The sequence below is a fragment of the Micromonospora sp. CNZ299 genome (assembly GCF_002754415.1).
In genome coordinates this window covers 4,426,890-4,445,397 of sequence record NZ_PEFG01000001.1, presented here as the reverse complement: position 1 = coordinate 4,445,397, position 18,508 = coordinate 4,426,890, and the positions used below count along the sequence as shown (strand labels likewise).

The 18,508-nt window shown below is 72.6% G+C and carries 18 protein-coding genes and 1 pseudogene; 14 read left to right on the top strand and 5 right to left on the bottom strand.

Annotated features, from left to right (window positions below):
- Nucleotides 1-100: 100 nt before the first annotated feature.
- Together CLT68_RS20095 and CLT68_RS20090 are read right to left on the bottom strand one after the other, a co-directional pair.
- Nucleotides 101-1,387, bottom strand: coding sequence for a lycopene cyclase family protein (locus CLT68_RS20095; RefSeq protein WP_486482448.1), 1,287 nt, complete (start codon nt 1,385-1,387; stop codon nt 101-103).
- A 38-nt stretch (nt 1,388-1,425) separates the two neighbouring features.
- Nucleotides 1,426-2,700, bottom strand: coding sequence for an MFS transporter (locus CLT68_RS20090; protein WP_307871422.1), 1,275 nt, complete (start codon nt 2,698-2,700; stop codon nt 1,426-1,428).
- 137 nt (nt 2,701-2,837) lie between these two features.
- Here CLT68_RS20090 and CLT68_RS20085 point away from each other — a divergent pair, with 137 nt between their 5' ends.
- The 7 genes from CLT68_RS20085 to CLT68_RS20055 all read left to right on the top strand — a co-directional run bounded on the left by CLT68_RS20085 (nt 2,838) and on the right by CLT68_RS20055 (nt 8,164).
- Nucleotides 2,838-3,650 carry a metalloregulator ArsR/SmtB family transcription factor gene (locus CLT68_RS20085; RefSeq protein WP_099852884.1) on the top strand — a complete coding sequence of 271 codons (813 nt, stop codon included), beginning with the start codon at nt 2,838-2,840 and terminating at the stop codon, nt 3,648-3,650.
- A gap of 309 nt (nt 3,651-3,959) precedes the next feature.
- Complete coding sequence (locus CLT68_RS20080; protein ID WP_099852881.1) at nt 3,960-4,445, top strand: hypothetical protein; 486 nt, start codon at nt 3,960-3,962, stop codon at nt 4,443-4,445.
- Between the two features lie 87 nt (nt 4,446-4,532).
- The gene (locus CLT68_RS20075) at nt 4,533-5,144 is read left to right on the top strand and encodes a class F sortase (protein WP_088947904.1); all 612 of its coding nucleotides are present in this window, start codon (nt 4,533-4,535) and stop codon (nt 5,142-5,144) included.
- 111 nt (nt 5,145-5,255) lie between these two features.
- A complete protein-coding gene (locus CLT68_RS20070) occupies nt 5,256-6,356 on the top strand; it encodes a magnesium and cobalt transport protein CorA (protein WP_099852879.1) in 1,101 nt (366 codons plus the stop codon).
- A 106-nt stretch (nt 6,357-6,462) separates the two neighbouring features.
- The gene (locus CLT68_RS20065) at nt 6,463-6,882 is read left to right on the top strand and encodes a YchJ family metal-binding protein (RefSeq protein ID WP_099857391.1); all 420 of its coding nucleotides are present in this window, start codon (nt 6,463-6,465) and stop codon (nt 6,880-6,882) included.
- A 188-nt stretch (nt 6,883-7,070) separates the two neighbouring features.
- Nucleotides 7,071-7,781 (top strand): hypothetical protein, encoded by a 711-nt coding sequence (locus CLT68_RS20060; RefSeq protein WP_486482248.1) that lies wholly within the window; start codon nt 7,071-7,073, stop codon nt 7,779-7,781.
- Nucleotides 7,778-8,164 (top strand): VOC family protein, encoded by a 387-nt coding sequence (locus CLT68_RS20055; protein ID WP_099852876.1) that lies wholly within the window; start codon nt 7,778-7,780, stop codon nt 8,162-8,164. Before CLT68_RS20060 ends, CLT68_RS20055 begins: the two co-directional genes overlap by 4 nt.
- Before the next feature lie 44 nt (nt 8,165-8,208).
- On the opposite strand, the gene CLT68_RS20050 is transcribed toward CLT68_RS20055, so the two are convergent.
- Both CLT68_RS20050 and CLT68_RS20045 read right to left on the bottom strand, forming a co-directional pair.
- The gene (locus CLT68_RS20050) at nt 8,209-9,573 is read right to left on the bottom strand and encodes an MFS transporter (protein ID WP_099852873.1); all 1,365 of its coding nucleotides are present in this window, start codon (nt 9,571-9,573) and stop codon (nt 8,209-8,211) included.
- 568 nt (nt 9,574-10,141) lie between these two features.
- A pseudogene (locus tag CLT68_RS20045) lies at nt 10,142-10,853 on the bottom strand (mechanosensitive ion channel family protein); the annotation flags it as partial.
- Nucleotides 10,854-11,046: 193 nt separating this feature from the next.
- Between CLT68_RS20045 and CLT68_RS20040 the strand changes: the two are divergent.
- From CLT68_RS20040 to CLT68_RS20025, 4 genes are all read left to right on the top strand, one after another.
- Nucleotides 11,047-12,180 carry a peptidoglycan recognition protein family protein gene (locus tag CLT68_RS20040; RefSeq protein WP_099852870.1) on the top strand — a complete coding sequence of 378 codons (1,134 nt, stop codon included), beginning with the start codon at nt 11,047-11,049 and terminating at the stop codon, nt 12,178-12,180.
- Between the two features lie 134 nt (nt 12,181-12,314).
- Nucleotides 12,315-13,889 carry an FMN-binding glutamate synthase family protein gene (locus CLT68_RS20035; protein ID WP_099852868.1) on the top strand — a complete coding sequence of 525 codons (1,575 nt, stop codon included), beginning with the start codon at nt 12,315-12,317 and terminating at the stop codon, nt 13,887-13,889.
- Between the two features lie 326 nt (nt 13,890-14,215).
- A complete protein-coding gene (locus CLT68_RS20030; RefSeq protein ID WP_088951705.1) occupies nt 14,216-14,737 on the top strand; it encodes a GNAT family N-acetyltransferase in 522 nt (173 codons plus the stop codon).
- A complete protein-coding gene (locus CLT68_RS20025; protein WP_088947898.1) occupies nt 14,734-15,330 on the top strand; it encodes a GNAT family N-acetyltransferase in 597 nt (198 codons plus the stop codon). The genes CLT68_RS20030 and CLT68_RS20025 overlap by 4 nt, the downstream gene beginning before the upstream one ends.
- Here the strand turns inward: CLT68_RS20025 and CLT68_RS20020 are convergent.
- On the bottom strand, nt 15,225-16,199 hold the full coding sequence (locus tag CLT68_RS20020) for a helix-turn-helix transcriptional regulator (RefSeq protein WP_099852865.1): 975 nt from the start codon (nt 16,197-16,199) through the stop codon (nt 15,225-15,227). The two genes, CLT68_RS20025 and CLT68_RS20020, sit on opposite strands and share 106 nt — an antisense overlap.
- Nucleotides 16,200-16,293: 94 nt before the next feature.
- On the opposite strand from CLT68_RS20020, the gene CLT68_RS20015 reads away from it, so the two are divergent.
- The 3 genes from CLT68_RS20015 to CLT68_RS20005 all read left to right on the top strand — a co-directional run bounded on the left by CLT68_RS20015 (nt 16,294) and on the right by CLT68_RS20005 (nt 18,471).
- Nucleotides 16,294-16,731 (top strand): VOC family protein, encoded by a 438-nt coding sequence (locus CLT68_RS20015; RefSeq protein WP_099857387.1) that lies wholly within the window; start codon nt 16,294-16,296, stop codon nt 16,729-16,731.
- A gap of 57 nt (nt 16,732-16,788) precedes the next feature.
- Complete coding sequence (gene dinB / locus CLT68_RS20010) at nt 16,789-17,976, top strand: DNA polymerase IV (RefSeq protein ID WP_099857385.1); 1,188 nt, start codon at nt 16,789-16,791, stop codon at nt 17,974-17,976.
- 123 nt (nt 17,977-18,099) lie between these two features.
- Entirely contained in the window at nt 18,100-18,471 is a 372-nt protein-coding gene (locus CLT68_RS20005) for a hypothetical protein (protein ID WP_099852862.1), read from the top strand.
- Nucleotides 18,472-18,508: the final 37 nt, after the last annotated feature.

Sequence of the window (18,508 nt, the reverse complement as noted above, 5' to 3'; positions counted from 1 at the left end):
GGGGCCGGCGCGCCGAGGCGGCAGCCCTGGGTGCCCCACTCCCGGGGCAGCTCGACAGGCGGCGCAGGAGACGACGCCGGTCAGGTCAGGACGACGCCGGTCAGGTCGGGCGGGGTGCTCCACCCGCGCGGGGCTCCGAGCCCAGCGGGTCGCCCACCACGGCAGGCGGGACGGCCGGCGCCGGGCGGGTCGGGCGCAGTCGGTCGCGGACGCGGTGTGCCGCGTCGCCAGCGGTGGCGGCGATCATCGGCAGCAGCCGGGTCGAATTCATGATCGCGACCTCCTCGGCCGGGGTGGTGACGCCGTCGAGGAAGCGCAGCACCCGCTCGGCCGGGTTGCGGTCGAAGAGCCGGTCGAAGAAGTCCGGACCGCCGACCCCGCCCCGGTCCAGCGCCCGCAGAGCCACCGCGTCCATCCAACGGTGCCGGCGCGGGTACGCCGCCCGCGGCACCGGGGGTCGTCCCGCCGCGAGGGCACGGGCCACCTGGTCGGCCTGTCGGTACATGGCGGAGAAGGTGAAGCCGGTGGAGGGGCGGGTCGCACCACCGGCCGTACCGAGCCGGACCACCCGGGGTGAGGGCCGGGCCGGGAACGGCGCGTCGGTCATCGGGATCACCCCGTTCTCCACCTCGCGCACGCGCAGCCCGGCAGGGTCCAGGCCGAGCAGGTCCCGGTAGCCGGCCAGCGCCGCGTCGTACCCGGCGTCGGTGAGCAGGTCGGGCGAGAACTCGGTGTACTCGACCAGGGCGTACCTGTCGCTCACTGGCAGCACGTAGCCGAAGGAGACGCCCCGGGGCGGCTGCGGGGTGCGGAAGTCCATCAGCACCGCGCGCGCCGGGTCGAAGACGGGCCGGTCGGCCTCCAACCACCAGCCGCGGAAGTGCTGCAACCAGGTGGTCCGCCCCGCTCGCGCCGGCGGGCGGGGGCGGGAGTCGAGCACCCAGCCGGCCCGTACGGTCTGCCCGTCGCCGGTGCGCACCAGCACCCGTGTGCCGTCGTCGGTCACCGTCTCGGCGGGTGCGACGATCCGGGTGGCGTCCAGCCGGCGCTCGGCTGCGGCAGCCCGGTCGTAGACCGGGCCGGAGCGGAGCATGGCGTACCTCAGCGGGGTCAGGTCCAGGACGCGGCGCCGGGCCGGTGTCGCCACCTCGACCTGCTGCCAGCTCGCACTGAGCAGCGGGTCCAGATCGGTGCCCGGGTGGCCCCAGAACGCCCAGGTGCGGTCCTGACCGCGCCGACGGACCGGATCGACGACGGCGATGCGCAGATCCCGCACATCGTGCCGGTCCAGTGCGGCGAGCAGCAACGACGCCGCGCCGCCACCGCCGAGCAGCGCGAGGTCGACATCGAGCGGCGCGGAATCGGTCACCGCACCACGCTGCCACACCGCCGCGGGCGGCCGCGCGCCGCCACCCGGCACAGGGCTCAGGGCACCGGCGTGGGCCGCTGCTCGGCCGGGGGCGGATCGGCGTAGGCACGTGCCACCGTCGCGCGGTCGAAGACCCGCCAGGTGGCCAAGGAGACGCCGATGGCCACCACCAACCCGACCCAGTACGGCGCGGTGATGCCGAACCGGGCGGCGAGCAGCCCGCCGAGCAGTGCGCCGACGCAGTTGCCCCCCGCCGCCACGAAGAGGGTCGTGCTGGCCACCCGTCCCTGCAGTGTCGGTGGGGTGAGTCGTTGGCGCAGGGAGTTCGCCACGATGTTCCACAGCGCGCTGTGCACGCCGAAGGCGAAAAGCGCGATCCCGACCACGATGGTGCTGCGCGAGGCGGCCAGCGCCAGGTGCAAGCCCGCCTCGATCAGCAGACCGACCCGGATCGTCCAGGTGGGGCTGATCCAGGCGATGAGCCGGTCGCCGAGGAGCGCGCCGAGCACCCCGCCGACTGCCATGCAGGTGAACAGCAGCCCGTAACCGACGGACCCGAGTCGCAGCCGCTCGGCGGCGAGCAGCACGAGCACGGCGAGCGCTGCGGTGAGGGTCACGTTGAGCAGGCCGATCAGCACGGCCATCGTGCGCAACAACCGCTGGTGGGCCAGCCAGCGCAGCCCTTCGACGATCTCGGCGCGCATCGATCGGGTCGACCGTACGCGGGAGTCGGTCGCGGCGGCCCGGAAGTCACCGCCAATCAGCGCCACCAGCACCGCGCTGAGGGCGTACGTGACGGCGTTGACGAGGAACGGGCTGCCCGCCGAGAGCGCGAACAGGAACCCGCCGAGCGGTCCGGCGAGCATCCCGTTCATGAGAGTGGTGCCACCGCCGAGCCAGCCGTTGGCGCGCTCCAGGCGGTGCCGGGGCACCACGGTCGGCAACATCGCCTGGCTGGCCGAGCGGAACACGATCTCACCGGTGTTGACCACGAACAGCACCACGTACAGCAGCACCACCCCGGCCCGACCGCTCATGATCGCCGTGGCCAGGACGGCGAGCGCGACCACCCGGACCAGGTCGATGATGATCATCAGGCGGCGTCGGTCCATCCGGTCCACCAGGACGCCGCCCGGCAGGGCGAAGAGCAACCACGGCAGCCAGGCCACGGCGGACGCCGCGGCCACCACGAGCGGATCGTCGGTACGCGAGGCGACGAACAGCGGTGCGGCGACGGTGGCCAGCCCGCTGCCCAGGGCCGAGAGGGTGCTGGCCGCCCAGAGGCGGGCGAACACCGTTCCCAGACCGGCCGTCGTGTTGTCCTGTGTCACGGCGAGCGAACCTATCAGCGCCTCCCCCGGTTCCACCCGGATTTATCCGAGCGGCAGAAGCCCGACCGCGTTGACAGGCAACCGGCGGGTTGCATATATTGTCAGGCAACCGCTTGGTTGCTTTTTACGGAGGGCCGATGGACGACGCGTTCCGGGCGCTGGCCGATCCCAGCCGGCGTCGACTGCTCGACCGGCTCAACGACCGCAATGGCCAGACCCTGCGGGAGCTCTGTGACGGGTTGGCAACGAGTCGACAGGCGGTCAGCAAGCACCTCGCGGTGCTGGAGGCGGCCCACCTCGTCACGAGCATTCGGCGCGGGCGGGAGAAGGTGCACTACCTGAACGCCGCGCCGATCAACGCCATCGCCGACAGATGGCTCAGCCGATACGACCGCGAGCGAGCCGCCGCGCTCGCCGACCTGAGCACCGCATTGGAGCGACAGTCCATGGAGAGTCCCGCGTTCGTCTACACCACCTACGTCAGGACCACCCCGCAGCGGCTCTGGGCCGCGCTCACCGAACCGGCCTTCACCCGCCGCTACTGGGGCGGGGTCGCGCTGGCCTCCGACTGGCAGGTCGGATCCCCGGTGCTGTGGCAGGACACGCCGGACGGCGAGCCACGCGATCTCGGTCAGCGGGTGCTCGTCGCCGAGCCGTACCGTCGCCTGGCGTACAGCTGGCACGGCTTCCAGCCGGAGCACGCCGAGCACTTCGGCTGGTCACCCGAGCAACTGGTCGCCCGGCTCGGTGAGCGCCGGTCGAAGGTGACCTTCGAGATCGAGCCACACGGCCACGCTGCCGTCCGGCTGACCGTCGTCCACGACGACTTCTCCCCCGAGAGCGAGATGCACCGGGCGATCAGCGGCCAACTCGATGGCAGCGGCGGCTGGCCGGAGCTGCTGGCCAGCCTCAAGACCCTGCTGGAGACCGGCGAGCCGATCCCCGCGTAACCCACCGGCCGACCCGGGTTCCGCCCACCCGGTCCTGGACAGCCGACGCCATACCTCGCCATCGACCCAGCGGCGACAGCCCGGGCGGAGCGGACATCGATCGGAGCACCGGTGCCGGTCGGGCCGTCCGGGCCTTTCCGCAGCTCTCCCCGCCTTCGGGTGGACACGTGACGGCAACGAGGAATTCTCATTTTCACCTGATCGTGGGCCCAACCCACCTAGTGTTGGGCACACCGGTGCTAGTCACGGAGTTGGCCACCCGAACGACGTCCCACGCAGTCAGCGGACGAAAAGTGAGGGAAGACGCGTATGAAGGTCTCAACAGCACTCTGCTCGGCGGCGCTCGGCGTGGGCCTCGGCACGCTCCTGCTGCCAGGCGCCGCACTGGCCGACACCACGGTGTCACCGGCCACCACCCCGGTCGGTGGGACCGTCGTGCTCACCGCGACGACCTGCAACCCGAAGTCGGGTGACGCCCTCTTCCGGGTCACCGGCCCCAACCGCGATCAGAACGTCCGATCCACCACGGCCGCGGCCGGCGGCGGGCTCAGCGCCGAACTCTTCACCGCCGGGTTCACCCTGGGCACGTACACGGTCGCGGCGACCTGCGGCGACGGCAGCTCGGCCGGCACGGCCACGTTCACCGTCACCCCGATCGGCGGCGCACCCGCCGGTTCCGGCGGCGACAGCCGCGACACCGGCACCCTGGCCGCCGGCGGCACGCTGCTCGGCACCGCCCTGGCCGGCGCGGTGATCCTGATCCGCCGGCGACGCCCGGTGTCCACTGTCGCCTGATCGGCGACTGCTCCATCCCTGAGGACGGGTGCCCGCACCGGTGACACCGGCGCGGGCACCCGGACGATCCAGCGCGGAGGTAACCACGTGTGGTGGCGGCGGACCCTACCGGCCGTGGTGGCCCTGCTCGGCGTGACCGGGCTGGGGCTGATCACCGTCGGTCTCACCGCCGACCCGGCGCGGCCACCACGACCGCCGGCCGACGCGCCGCGACGCACCCATCCCGCACCGGACCTGGCACCGCTGTCACGCGCCGCGCCGGTCCGGGTGCAGATCACCGCCATCGGCGTACGCGCCGAGGTCGTCGGTGTCGGTGCGGACGCCGCCGGGGTGCTGGAGGTGCCGCCACTGGACAAACCCACCCTCGCCGGCTGGTACCGGCACGGGGTGAGCCCCGGCGAGACCGGCAACGCCGTCCTGGTGGGACACGTCGACTCACCGGCCGGCCCGGCGGTCTTCTTCGACCTCGGTCGGCTGCGCGCCGGTGAGCAGATCCAGGTCACCCGCGCCGACGCGCAGGTCGCCACGTTCACTGTGGACGACGTCCAGGCGTACCCCAAGGACCGCTTTCCGAGCACGCTGGTCTACGGCCCGGCGGACGCGGCCGGCCTGCGCCTCATCACCTGCGGCGGCCGGTTCGACGCCTCGACCGGCAACTACGTCGACAACATCGTCGTCTTCGCCACCCGCACCGCCTGAGCCACCCGCCCCGCTGTCGGGAGCCGGACCCTGCTCGGCAGAATGCGGTGGCACCATCCCCTGCGAGCACACCGCGACCGGGGCGGTGCGCGGGCGACGGGGAGGCACGCGGTGGATCAGCGACCGGTACGGGACCGGGCCGGTCAGGGCGTACGCGCGCTGGCCCGTCGACTGCTCGGCCGGCCCGAGAGCGTCGCCCCCAACCCCCGCCGGTCCAACCCGGACGCCGTGGTCGACTGCGCCGTCTACGTCAACGGTCGGCGCGAGCCCGGTCGACCGCACTACGACGACGCGTACGCCCGCGCGCGGCACGGGCGCGACGCCTTCGTGTGGCTGGGACTGCACGACCCGGGCCCGGCCGTGCTCGCCGCGGTGGGCCGCACCTTCGGCCTGGACGAGCTGACCGTCGAACAGGCGCTCGCCGACGGGCACCGACCGACAGTGCAACGCCACGGGTCGGTCACGCTGCTGGTGCTGCGCACCGCAGGGTACGTGGAGCACGACGAGCTGACCGACACCTCCGAGGTGATCGACACCGGGGACGTGATGGTGCTGCTCGGGGACCGGTTCGCCATCACCGTGCGGCACGGCGCCGCCGGGGCGCTGCGCACCGTCCGCGCCGACATCGAGGGCCGCCCCGCGCTGCTGGCCGCTGGCCCGTGGGCGGTGGCGTACGCGGTCTGCGCCCGGATGGTCGACTCCTACCTGGAGGTGGCCGGGCACGTGGAACGGGACCTGGAACGGGTCGAGGAGGCGGTGTTCGCCCGCGACCGCTCCGCCGACATCCAGCACATCTACCAGCTCAAACGGGAGGTGGTGGAGTTCAAGCGGGCGGTCCTGCCGTTGCAGGCGCCGATGCGTACGCTGCTCGACCCCGACGGCCCGCCGCGCGCCCTGCACCGCTGGTTCGTGGACGTGGACGGCCGGTTGAGCAGGGCGGTGGACCGGGTGGCCGCGTACGACGACCTGCTCACCTCGATCGTCCAGTCGCGACTGGCGCAGCTCGCCGTGGAACAGAACAACGACATGCGCAAGATCGCGGCGTGGGCGGCCATCGCGGCCACCCAGACCGGCATCGCCGGCATCTACGGCATGAACTTCGACCACATGCCGGAGCTGGCCTGGCGCTACGGCTACGCCGGTGCCCTTGCCCTGATGGCGGCGGCCGCCCTCTTCCTGTACCGGCTGTTCCGCCGCTCCGGCTGGCTCTGATCGCCCCGGCCGGCCCCGACCGGCTGGCGTGATCGACTCGGGTTCCTTGAAGTCGGGGTGTCGGACCCTGCCGGACACCCCGATTTCCGTGGGGCAGGATGACGACGTGGGTAAGGGTGCGGGACGCCGACGGGCGAACACGACGACGGGACGGGCCTGCCCGTGCGGCTCCGGCCAGGCGTACGCGGACTGCTGTGCTCCGGCGCACAGCGGCGACAGCCCGGCAGGGACGGCCGAGGCGCTGATGCGCTCCCGGTTCAGCGCCTTCGCCCTCGGCGACACCGGCTACCTGCTGCGCAGCTGGCACTCCTCGACCCGGCCCGCCTCCCTGGAGTTGGACCCGGGCCAGCGGTGGACACGACTGGAGATCGTCGAGACCGAGCGGGGCGGCCTGCTCGACGCCGCCGGCACTGTGACGTTCCACGCCCACCACCGGGACGCGGGACGGCCCGGCACCCTGACCGAACACAGCCGGTTCGTCCGCGAGGACGGTCAATGGGTCTACCTCGACGGTGACCAGCCCTGACGGTCGAGTTGGCGTAGGATCTCCTTGGCGTAGTCCTGCGCCGCACCTCCCTCCCGGCGCTCACGCCGCCGGCAACGCGGAGGCAAAGGGGGCCCTGAGCCCTCGGGACGTGGTGCCACATGCCCCACTGCGGCGGGGTCGGCGGGAGCGTGGGTCCCGGTGACCGTGCCGTTGACCGGGAGCATGTGATGACCAACCAGAGATCGTTCAAGACCCGGGTCCGCACCCGGATGGAGAAGACCGGCGAGAGCTACACCACCGCCCGCCGACACCTGATCAACAAGGCCACCGAGCCGGCAACCGAGCCGTCCCCGGCCCCGTCTCCCCCGCCCGCCGCGGCGCAGATCGAGCGGATCGCCGACGACCTGATCCGCGCCCGGACCGGCCGTGGCTGGGCCGAGTGGTTCGCCCTGCTCGACGCCACGGCCGCCACCGAGCAGACCCACACCCAGATCGCCCGCCACCTGGTCACCGAGCACGACGTGCCGGGCTGGTGGTCACAAACCATCACCGTCGGGTACGAGCAGGCGCGTGGCCTGCGCGCGCCCGGCCAGCAACGCGACGGGGGCTTCTCGGCCGCTGCCAGCCGGACGGTGGCGGTGCCGGCGGCGCGACTGTACGAGGCGTTCGCCGACGAGACGGCACGCGCCAGGTGGCTGCCCGACGTCGAGGTACGCGTCCGCACCACCACCGCGCCCCGCAGCTTCCGGGCCGACTGGGCCGGTGGTCCCACCCGGATCGTCGTCGGCTTCGACGCTGTCGGCGAGTCGAAGGCCCGGGTCAGCGTGCTGCACGAGAAGCTGACCGGAGCCGAGCAGGCCGCCGAGCTGAAGGCGTACTGGCGGGAGCGGCTCGCCGCGTTGAAGGCACTGCTCGAGTCGAACGGAGACAACCGATGACCATGACGTTCATCAACCTGCCGGTGCGCGACCTGACCACTGCCGCCGAGTTCTACCGGGCGCTCGGGTTCACCAGCGACCAGGCCGACCTGGACGGGGACACCATGGTGTTCACCATCTCCGACAGCACCCGCCTGGTGCTGCACCTCCGCTCCGGCTTCGAGTCGTACACCGGTGTCGCCGCCACCGACACGGAGACCAGCCGGGAGGTCGTCGTCGGGTTGTCGACGCAGAGCCGCGAGCAGGTCGACGAGCAGGTCGACCGGGCGGCTGTCGCCGGCGGGCAGTCGCTCGGGCCCGGCATGGCCAACGGGCCGATGTACATGCGCGGTTTCCGCGACCTCGACGGCCACCAGTGGTCGTTCCTGCACCTGTCCAGCTGAGCGAGGGCCGGCGGCGGCCACGTCGGCCGCCGCCGGGTCCCCGGTCATCGCGGGCCGTGCGCCGCAGCCGCCGTACTGCTGGCGGGCACGACCGTCGGGCGCCGCCGGGTCAACAGCACCAGGCCCAGCACGAGGTACGGGCCGGCTGTCACCGCGAACGCCACCGCGTTGCCGACCACTGTGGCCAGGAGGCCATAACCGGCGTACGTCCCGATGATCAGCAGGTCGGTGGCCATCCCGGCCAGCGACGTGACGGTGGCGCGGCTGTTGCCGGTGATCCTGGCCTGGAGCCGCGCGTCGGCCAGCACGGTGGCCAACTGCGCGGCACCGAATCCCAGCGCGAGCAGCACGAAGCCGGCCGGTCGCCCGGTCAACGCGCCACCGGCCAGCCCGACACCGACCAGGCCCAGCAGAGCGGCGTAGCCGCGGCGGCCCAACCGCTCCCCCACTCCGGCGAGCAGCCCGCCAACTGTCACCCCGGCCCAGAGCAGCAGGAGCAGCAGCGGTACGACCTCCGCCCGCACACCGGTGTCCAGGGCCAGCAGCGGGGAATACTCGTCCAGGGCGCCCCAGTCGGCGGCGACCACGGCGACCAGCAGCACGGCTGACCGCACCGGTGGGCGGGTGCGGACCTGCGTCACTCCGGCCCGCAGTGTGTCCCACCAACCCAGGTCGCCCTCGTCGTCCGCTGGGGAGCCGTCCGGCTCGCGATCCCCGGGCATGGCCGCAGCCACGGGCCGTACCGCAGCGGCCGGGTCGTGCCCGCTGGCCGGGACGGGCACGCCAACCTGGACGGGCGCGTCGACCGGGGCGTCGGCTGGTGGGCGGCGCTCCGGGAACCGGGCGGCGACGATCGTGGCGAGCAGACAGGCGAGCACGCTGGCCGCGCCGACCGCCGGGTACCCGCCGACGGCGAGCACCGGGCCGGCGAGCACTCCGGAGACCACCACGCCCAGCACACCGGCCGTCCGCGCGCGCCCGAGCACCCGGGCGTACCGGCCGACCGCGCCGAGCCGGTCCAACTCGGTCCAGACCAGCGCCTCCAGGGCACCGGAGACGAGCGCTCCGCCGGCGCCCCAGAGGAGGAACCCGATCGCGAACGCGGGGTACGACGGCAGCAGGACCCAGAGTGCGAACCCGGCGGCGGTCACCAGCGGGGCAAGGCACAACAGCAGCCGACGGGACACCACGTCGGCCCACGCGCCGGACGGCACCTCGAACAGGATGCCGGCGGCCGACCAGATGACGAAGAGCGACGAGATCTGCCCCACCGACAACCCGGTGTCGGCGAAGAACACCACGTACAGCGGGTAGAGCAGGACGAGGTCGCTGAGGAACGCGTACCCGTAGAGGGTGGCCGTCAGACGACGGACCGCCGGGTCGGGCACGCGCGAGGCGAGGTGAATCATGGGGCCTTCCCGTGGGAGTGGAGACGGACACCGGACGTGCGGTGCCGGTGGTGGCCCACGGGATCGGCCTGCTCTGCTGGATCAATGTCGCCAGGTCATGTCAGCGATGCTAGACGCGCACCGGCGCGCCGGAAAGCACTTTCGGCGTGCCGGACAACGCGAAGCGGGGCGGGATCCGATCGATCCCGCCCCGCTTCAACGACTGCTGGTCAGCGCCGGTCCACCGGCGGGATGACAGTGGTGGTCTCGCTGTCGTCGCTGGTACGCGGACCGGGCACCGCACCACCGGTGCCGGTGCTCACCACCTGGGTCGTGTCCGAGTCGCCATCACCCCGGCCGACCACCTGGGTCGTGTCCGCGTCGCCGCCCCGGCTGACCACCTGGGTGGCCTCCGAGTCGGCCGGGCGGGTCACCACCTGGGTGGCCTCCGGGTCGGAGGGTGCACGCACCACCTGGGTGGCCTCCGTGTCGGTCGGTCGCGTCAGCATCTGGGTGCGCTCCGGGTCGTCGGCGACGAACGGCGGCCGGGCCGGCTCGGCGGGGGCGGCGGACGCCCGGGCCAGCTCGGCCTCGGCGTCGCGGCGCCCCTCGCGGTAGGCGCGGGCGTGCGCGGCGATCTGCTGCGACTCCTGCTCGGCGCGGGTCAGCCACGCCTCCCAACGATTCTGCATCGGACGGATGAGGCCACCGCCGACCCCGACGACGAGGATGCCGCCGATCGTGGCCAGCACCGCGATCAGAACAGGGGTGGTGACCGCGGTGGCCACCCCGATCTGGTTCAGCGCGGCGATGACGCCGAGGCCGAGGATGAACACCGAGGCGATGGTGGCCAGCACCCGGCCGTACGACAGGCCGCCGAGCGCGCCGCTGATGATGTCCTTGACCGCGTTGGCGATCGCGGCGGCCACCACGACGATGACGATCGCGACGAACGCGCGCGGCAGCCACGCGATCACCGCGCCGAGCAGGTCGGAGATCGGGTTGGGCCCCCAGATGCCGAAGGCGAGTTGCAGGGTGAACAGCAGCAACCCGTAGTAGACGAGCTTCGCGACGATGTCGCTGGCGTCGTACCGGGAGCGACTCAACGCGCGGCGGATGCCGCCTCGTTCGACGGCGCGGTCGAAGCCCACCCGTTCCAGGACCTTTTCCACGATCTTCAGTACGGCCTTGGCGATCAGCCATCCCGCCACCAGGATCGCCAGGAAGGCGACGGCCTTGGGCAGGAAGAGCATCACCGATCGGAGGGCGTCGCCCACCGCGTCGCTGACGTTGTCACTCATATGGTCATTCCTTCATGCGGGCAGCCGGGATGGTCAGCCCCGACCTACCCCCGACCCGAGTCGCGGAAACCCAAGTGATCATGAGGTGGCGCGGAGCTCTGGCGCGCGCCGAGTCTTGGCAATATTCTCCGGAGTGCGTGCGGCCACTGGAGCTACTTTTCATCCCCCGCCGTCGGCCGCAGGAGGAGATGTCATGCACGTCGACCATTCCGAAGTGGATCGCCGGACACTGCTGCGAGCCGGTCTCGGCGCCGCCACGGTCGCCGTCGTCGGGAGCGAACTGGCCTTCCCCACCTCGGCGCAGGCCGCCGCCCCCGGCGCCGACCTGGACTGGATCATCAGCTGCGACGAGTGGGCCGCCCGTCCGCCGAAGGACCCGCTGTCGGTCAGCGCCATCGCCACCAACAAGATCATCGTGCACCACATGGCGTTTCCGAACGTCACCGACTACTCCCGCGAGCAGGCGGTCAAACTGGCCCACGAGTGCCAGGACCTGCACATGGACGGCAACGGCTGGTCGGACACCGGCCAGCACTTCACGGTGAGCCGCGGCGGCTACGTGCTGGAGGGTCGCCGGGGCAGCCTGGAACGCCTCGAAGCCGGCGACCGCCAGATGATCTCGGCGCACTGCCCGGGCGAGAACGGCCGGGCCATCGGCATCGAGAACGAGGGCACCTACGTCACCGAGACGCCGCCGAAGGCGCTGACCGACTCGCTGGTCAAGCTTTGCGTCGCGATCTGCCGGCAGTACGGGCTGCACGCCCATGACATCTTCGGCCACTGGGACTTCCGCACCACCGAGTGCCCGGGCGCCGCCTTCTACCGGCAGTTCCCGGAGCTGCGTCGGCGGGTGCACGCCGCCCTCGGCACGACGCTGGGCGAGGTGCCGGCCCGCCGCTGGCCGGACCTGTGGCGGTTCGTCAACTCCCCCTCGGTCCGGGTGGTGCAGCACCTGCTCGCGTTCCGGGGCTACGCGGTGACGGTCAGCGGCACGTTCGACGCCGCGACAGTGGCGGCCGTGCAGGACTGGCAGGCCCGCAACGGCATCACGGTGGACGTGGACGCCACCCTCACCACGCCGACCTGGGAGACCCTGGTCCCGGAGCTGGACCAGCACGCCACCGGCGCGCCGGTCACGGCGGTGCAGGAAATCCTCGCCACCAAGGGGTACGCGGTCACCGTCACCGGGGCCTACGACCACGCCACCCGGGCCGCGGTGCAGGACCTCCAGGCGCTGCACGGCCTGCCCCGCAACGGCAAGCTGAGCCCGAGCACGTGGTGCACGGTGGTCGGCGGGTCGGTCCGCGAGTCCTTCCGGCGTCGCTGAGCCCCCGGGCGGTGGTGCGGGTACGCCCCGCACCGCCGCCGGGCGCGCCTCCTGGTCCCCGCCCCGGTCCTGACCAGCGCATTGGATCGGCGGGGCCGGTTTGGCCGGAGGTGCGGGCGGAAAGAGTGCCGGGCATGAAATGGGCCCGTCGAGCCGTACCCGCTGTCGCCGCCGCCGTCGCGGCGCTCGCCGCGCGGGACCTGATCCAGCGCGACCACGCCTTGCTGCGCAACTATCCGGTGCTCGGTCGCGCCCGTTACCTGTTGGAGGCGATCGGCCCGGAGTTACGGCAGTACATCGTCGCCGGCAACAACGAGGAACGGCCGTTCACCCGCGACCAACGCCGCTGGGTGTACGCGTCGGCGAAGCAGGAGAACAACTACTTCGGCTTCGGCACGGACAACGACATCGAGTACACCCCCGGCTACCCGATCATCAAGCACCGCACGTTCGGCCGGGCCGTGCCGCCGTCGACACCCGCCGCCGGGCACGACGTGCGGTTGCCGTCCGCGAAGGTGCTCGGCGCGGCCCGGGGGCGGGCCCGCGCGTTCCGCCCGGAGTCGGTGGTCAACATCTCCGGCATGAGCTTCGGTTCGCTCTCCGGCAATGCCATCACCGCGTTGAACAAGGGGGCCGCACTCGCCGGCTGCCTGCAGAACACCGGCGAGGGTGGCCTGTCGCCGTACCACCGCAACGGCGGTGACCTGGTCTTCCAACTCGGGACGGCGTACTTCGGTTGCCGCGACGAACACGGCCGGTTCAGCCTCGACCGGTTGAAGGACCTGGTGGCCGGCGCACCGGTCAAGGCGTTGGAGATCAAGCTGAGCCAGGGCGCCAAGCCGAGCCTCGGCGGGCTGCTGCCGGGGGCGAAGGTGTCCGCCGAGATCGCCGCCACCCGGGGCATCCCGGCCGGTCAGGACTGCGTCAGCCCGTCCCGGCACGCCGAGTTCTCCGACTGCGACAGCCTGCTCGACTGGGTGGAGCTGCTGGCCGCCGAGACGGGCCTGCCGGTCGGCATCAAGTCGGCGGTCGGTGACCTGGGCTTCTGGCAGGAGCTGGCCACCCTGATGCGCGACACCGGCCGAGGCGTCGACTTCGTGACCATCGACGGTGGCGAGGGTGGGACGGGCGCCGCGCCGCTGATCTTCACCGACTCGGTGTCGCTCCCGTTCCAGCAGGGCTTCTCCCGGGTCTACAAGGTGTTCGCCGAGCACGACCTGCACGAGCAGGTGGTCTTCATCGGCGGCGGCAAACTCGGCCTGCCGGACAACGCCATCGTGGCCTTCGCGCTCGGCTGCGACCTGGTCAACGTCGGCCGGGAGGCAATGCTGTCGGTCGGCTGCATCCAGGCACAGAAGTGCCACACCGACACCTGCCCCACGGGTGTCGCGACGCAGAACACGTGGCTCACCCGGGGCCTGGACCCGACTTTGAAGTCGGTCCGGGCGGCCAACTACCTGCAGACGCTGCGCCGCGACCTGACCAAGGTCGCCGAGGCCTGCGGCGTCGAACACCCCGGCCTGATCGGCACCGACGCCGTGGAGATCCTGAACGGCCGCACCTGCTCAACCCCACTGCATGAGGTGTACGGCTACCGGCCCGAATGGGGTATGCCCTCGGCGGCCGATCGGGCGGAGATCATCCGGCTGATGACTCCGGAGGTGCCCCAGGGCGGCAGCGCCCCACCCTCGGCCACCGCCGTGGGCTGAGGTGGGTCCGAGCCCGTGGACTGCGGTCCGAGGTCCCAGCTCTCGGGGCGTGGCCTGGACCGGGCGGTTCCGGCCTGGCCCGGCCCAGCGCTGGCGCGGCCGGCTGGCTCGGCCGGCTGCTCCGGATTCCCAGCCCGGCCGCGGGGGCCTTGGGCCCATGAGCTTGATGACTGTGAGGCATATTTATGCCGCACAGTCATCAGTCGTTTTCGCGTCATGCCCGCCGGGCGTGCCCGCCGGCACGACGCCGAAGCAACGACCGTCGACACGTCGGCGCAGGTGATAAAGGCGTGGAGCCGGCGACACGGTGGGCCTATGGTGGCGCGGTGCTGATCAGACGCGAGACGGACGCCGACGCCGACGCCATCCGGGCGGTTCACTCCGCCGCCTTCGCCAGGACCGACGGCGCTGGCGTACCGGTCGAGGCCACCCTGGTCGACGCGCTGCGCGCCGACGAGGGTTGGCTGCCCGCGTACTCGCTGGTGGCGACCGATTCGGACGGCCAGGTGGTGGGGCACGTGGTGGCCACGCGCGGCCGGGTGGCCGGCGAGCCGGTGGCGCTCGGGCTGGGGCCGCTCGGTGTGCTGCCCGACTGGCAGCGCCGTGGGGTGGGCCACGCGTTGATGCACGCGGTGCTCGGGGCGGCCGACGCGCGGGACGAGCCGCTGGTGGTGCTGCTCGGGCACCCTGACTACTACCCGCGCTTCGGGTTCCGGCCCGCCGTCGAGCTGGGCGTCACCCCGCCGCAGCCGTGGGGGCCGCAGTATTTCCAGGCCCGGCCGCTGACCGCGTGGCGGGAGTCGATCCGCGGTGAGTTCCGCTACGCCGGCCCGTTCGACGACCTGTGAACCAGCCCCGGATCCGCCGGCGGCGCGCCACCGACCTGGACGGCTGCGTCGCGGGGCTCGCCGAGGTTCACCGGGTCGACAGGTACCCGCTGAACTGGCCCGCCGACCCGCACCGCTGGCTGCGCGAGCCGCACCCGGCGCGCGCCTGGGTGGCGGTCGACGCCGACGGGGCCGTCGTGGGGCATGTCGCGGTGCATCGGATCCCCGACCCGGTGGGCGGGCCGCCGGCCCGGCCGACAGCCGAGGTGGCTCGCCTCTTCGTGGTGCCGTCCGCCCGAGGGTTGGCGCTGGGCAGCGCGCTGCTGGACCGGGCCCGGCAGTGGGCGAGCAGACGCGGTACGGACCTGGTGCTGGAGCTGGCCGCCGGTGGTGCCGCGGCCGCCGCGCTCTACGAGCGCACCGGCTGGCGGCGCGTCGGGACGAGCACGGCACCATGGACCGCCCCGGACGGCAGCCCGGTGTCGCTGCGGCACTACGCGCTGCGCCACTACCCGCCCGGTTCCGATGGCCCACCCGCCAGCACGGCGAGGCGACGGGCGAGGCGGCCGACGGCCTCGCGCAACTCGGGAGGCTCCAGCACCTCCATCTCGTGATCGAGGCGTGCCAGATGCGCGGCGAGCCAGTCCAGGCTCTCGCCGCCGACGATCAGCACGCACCATCCGTCCCGGTCGTCCTCGACCCGCCCGACCTGCGGTGGCACCAACGCCCGCACCCGGTCCGGCTGGGCGTGCACCCGCACGCGGGCGAGATACCGGTACGGCGCCTCGGTCACCGACCGCTGCACGTACGCGACCGGATCCGGATGCTCGCGCGCTCGGAAGCGCCAGGTCGTCGCGGTCGCCGCGCCCATCCGGTCGAGCCGGAACGTACGCCAGTCGTCGCGGTCGACGTCCCAGGCCATCAGATACCAGCGGCGACCTGTGGTGACCATCCGGATCGGTTCCACCGTCCGTTCGCGGGCCCCACCGTCGCGGCCGGGGTAGGTGAAGCGGACCCGCACCGCGTCGCGACAGGCCCGCGCCAGGGTCACCAGCAGCTCCGCGTCGATCTCGGCCACCGGGCCCAGGAGCGTCTCCGTGGCGCCGTGCACCGCCCGCACCTCGGCACGCAGCCGCGACGGCATCACCTGGTCGAGCTTCGCGAGCGCCCGCAGGGCCGCCTCGCCCGCACCGGCGATCGTGCCGCCCGAGGCGAGACGCAGGGAGACCGCCGTCGCGATGGCCTCCTCGTCGTCGAGGAGCAACGGCGGCAGCCGGGTGCCCGCGCCGAGCTGGTAGCCACCGCCGACGCCCGACACCGCCTGCACGGGATAGCCGAGTGTGCGCAGTCGCTGCACGTCGCGGCGGACGCAGCGGTCGGTGACGCCCAGCTCGGCGGCGAGGTCGGCGGCCGTCCAGGATGGTCGCCGCTGGAGCAGCGCCAGCAACCGCAGCACCCGCTCGGTCGTTGCCTCGACGGTCACACGCCGATCGTCGCACGGATCGCGGAACGACCCTGTCCGCTATTCACGAGAGGCTGGGATCATGACCGACCAGATCACGAGACAGGGAGCTGACATGGCCCGCGACGTCCAGATCACGTTCGACTGCGCCGACCCCGCCGGGTTGGCCGAGTTCTGGGCCGAGGCCCTCGGCTACCAGTTGCAGGGACCGCCCGGAAACTTCGAATCGTGGGAGCAGGCGCTGGACGCGATGGGGGTCCCGCCGGAAAACCGCAACGACGCCTCAGCGGTGGTCGACCCCGAGGGTGTGCGACCGCGCCTGTTCTTCCAGCGGGTGCCCGAGCCCAAGCGGGTGAAGAATCGCGTACACCTCGATGTGCGGGCCGCTCCCGGGCTCACGGGTGACGAGCGGATGGCGGCGCTGGAGGCGGAGGCGGAACGACTCGCCGCATACGGCGCCACCCGACTCAGTCGCCACGAGCCCGCTCCCCCACTGGGTGCCGGTCACCTCGTCCTGGCCGACCCGGAGGGCAACGAGTTCTGCCTCGACTGATCGGGCGTTCGCCCAGCTCATTGCAGAGATGGCCACCTGCCATGCGAACATGTGTACGTGTCGCCCGGCGCCAGCATCCTGCACGCCGACCTGGACGCCTTCTACGCGTCGGTCGAGCAGCGTGACGACCCGCGCCTGCGGGGGCGGCCGGTGATCGTCGGCGGCGGCGTGGTCCTCGCGGCCAGTTACGAGGCGAAGGCGCGAGGCGTACGCAGCGCGATGGGTGGTCAGCAGGCGCGCCGCCTCTGTCCGGACGCGATCGTGGTGCCACCCCGGATGTCGGCGTACACGGCGGCGAGCCGGGCGGTCTTCGAGATCTTCCGGCAGACCACGCCACTGGTCGAGGGGCTCTCCATCGACGAGGCGTTCCTGGACGTCGGTGGCCTGTGGCGGCTGGTCGGGTCGCCGGCCGAGATCGCCGAGCGGCTGCGCCGGGAGGTTCGTGAACGGGTCCACCTGCCGATCACGGTGGGTGTGGCCCGCACGAAGTTCCTGGCGAAGGTGGCCAGCGGGGTGGCGAAGCCGGATGGTCTGCTGGTGGTCGCACCGGACGCCGAGTTGGCGTTCCTGCACCCACTGCCAGTCGAGCGGTTGTGGGGCGTCGGCCCGGTCACCTCAGCGAAGCTGCGGGAACGCCGGATCCGTACGGTCGGTGAGGTGGCCCGGCTCGGTGAGGCCGCCCTGGTGTCGCTGCTCGGGTCGGGCGCCGGCAGGCACCTGCACGCCCTGGCGCACAACCGCGATCCTCGCTCGGTGCAGGTCGGCCGGCGACGCGGCTCGATGGGCGCGCAGCATGCGCTGAGCCGCACCCCGCATGCCCCGGCGGAGCTGGATGCCATCCTCGCCGGCCTGGTCGACCGGGTCAGCCGCCGCATGCGGGCGGCGGGGCGGTCCGGTCGCACCGTGGTGTTGCGGCTGCGCTTCGGCGACTACACCCGGGCGACCCGCTCGCACACCATCGGCAAGGCGACCGCCGACACGACGCCGCTGCTCGCCGCCGCGCGCGCGTTGCTGCGAGCAGCGCTGACCGAGATCGATCGTCGTGGTGTCACCCTGATCGGTGTCTCAGTGGGCAACCTGGACGACAACCCCGTGCAACCGGAGCTGCCGTTTCACCGCGATCCTGGCGCGGAGTTGGACGCCGCGGTGGACGCGGTCCGCGACCGGTTCGGCTCAACGGCGCTGACCCGAGCGGTCCTGCTCGGCCGGGAGCCGGGCGTCGAGATGCCGCTGCTGCCGGATTGACCGATCTGCGTGCGGCGTCCCGGCGACCGCTGCGACCGGAGACACATCACAGCAGGTCGGCGGTTTAGCCGGCGGCTGACGGGTGACCCTTGTGGGGTACAGCCTGACAAGGGGGGACCCACAATGTCCGACGACGACACCAGCAACCGGCCGAGTCGCACTGCCGAACGGCCGCACGACGTAACCGACCCGCTGCTCTGGCAACTGGCGATCGACGTGCTGAGCGCCCACGAGCCGGACGACGAGGGTCAGTGCCGCAACCTTCAGTGCGCCGGGCAGTCCTGGCCGTGCGCGGCCCGCGCCGGCGCGGAGCAGTCGATGCGACTTGCCCGCAGCACACCCGCCCCGGTCGAGATGACCACCGACGGCGGCGACAACGAGGAGGGCGGCACGGGCTGGTCCGGGGAGGGCAGCGCACCGGCGCCCCGCTGGGGCTGGAACGCCGGCCCGGTCGCGTCGCACCGAGGGTCGAAGGCATCCGCCTCCGCGGCGTGACGGCTTCCCCCGGGGTACGGGCGCTCGGGCTGATCCG

Excerpts from the sequence above, each read along its gene's own strand:
- CLT68_RS20040 (WP_099852870.1), top strand. The coding sequence starts at position 11,047 with ATGCACGTCGACCATTCCGAAGTGGATCGCCGGACACTGCTGCGAGCC.
- CLT68_RS20005 (WP_099852862.1), top strand. The coding sequence starts at position 18,100 with ATGTCCGACGACGACACCAGCAACCGGCCGAGTCGCACTGCCGAACGG.
- CLT68_RS20080 (WP_099852881.1), top strand. The coding sequence starts at position 3,960 with ATGAAGGTCTCAACAGCACTCTGCTCGGCGGCGCTCGGCGTGGGCCTC.
- CLT68_RS20035 (WP_099852868.1), top strand. The coding sequence starts at position 12,315 with ATGAAATGGGCCCGTCGAGCCGTACCCGCTGTCGCCGCCGCCGTCGCG.
- CLT68_RS20050 (WP_099852873.1), bottom strand. The coding sequence starts at position 9,573 with ATGATTCACCTCGCCTCGCGCGTGCCCGACCCGGCGGTCCGTCGTCTG.
- CLT68_RS20055 (WP_099852876.1), top strand. The coding sequence starts at position 7,778 with ATGACCATGACGTTCATCAACCTGCCGGTGCGCGACCTGACCACTGCC.
- CLT68_RS20060 (WP_486482248.1), top strand. The coding sequence starts at position 7,071 with ATGACCAACCAGAGATCGTTCAAGACCCGGGTCCGCACCCGGATGGAG.
- CLT68_RS20085 (WP_099852884.1), top strand. The coding sequence starts at position 2,838 with ATGGACGACGCGTTCCGGGCGCTGGCCGATCCCAGCCGGCGTCGACTG.
- CLT68_RS20015 (WP_099857387.1), top strand. The coding sequence starts at position 16,294 with ATGGCCCGCGACGTCCAGATCACGTTCGACTGCGCCGACCCCGCCGGG.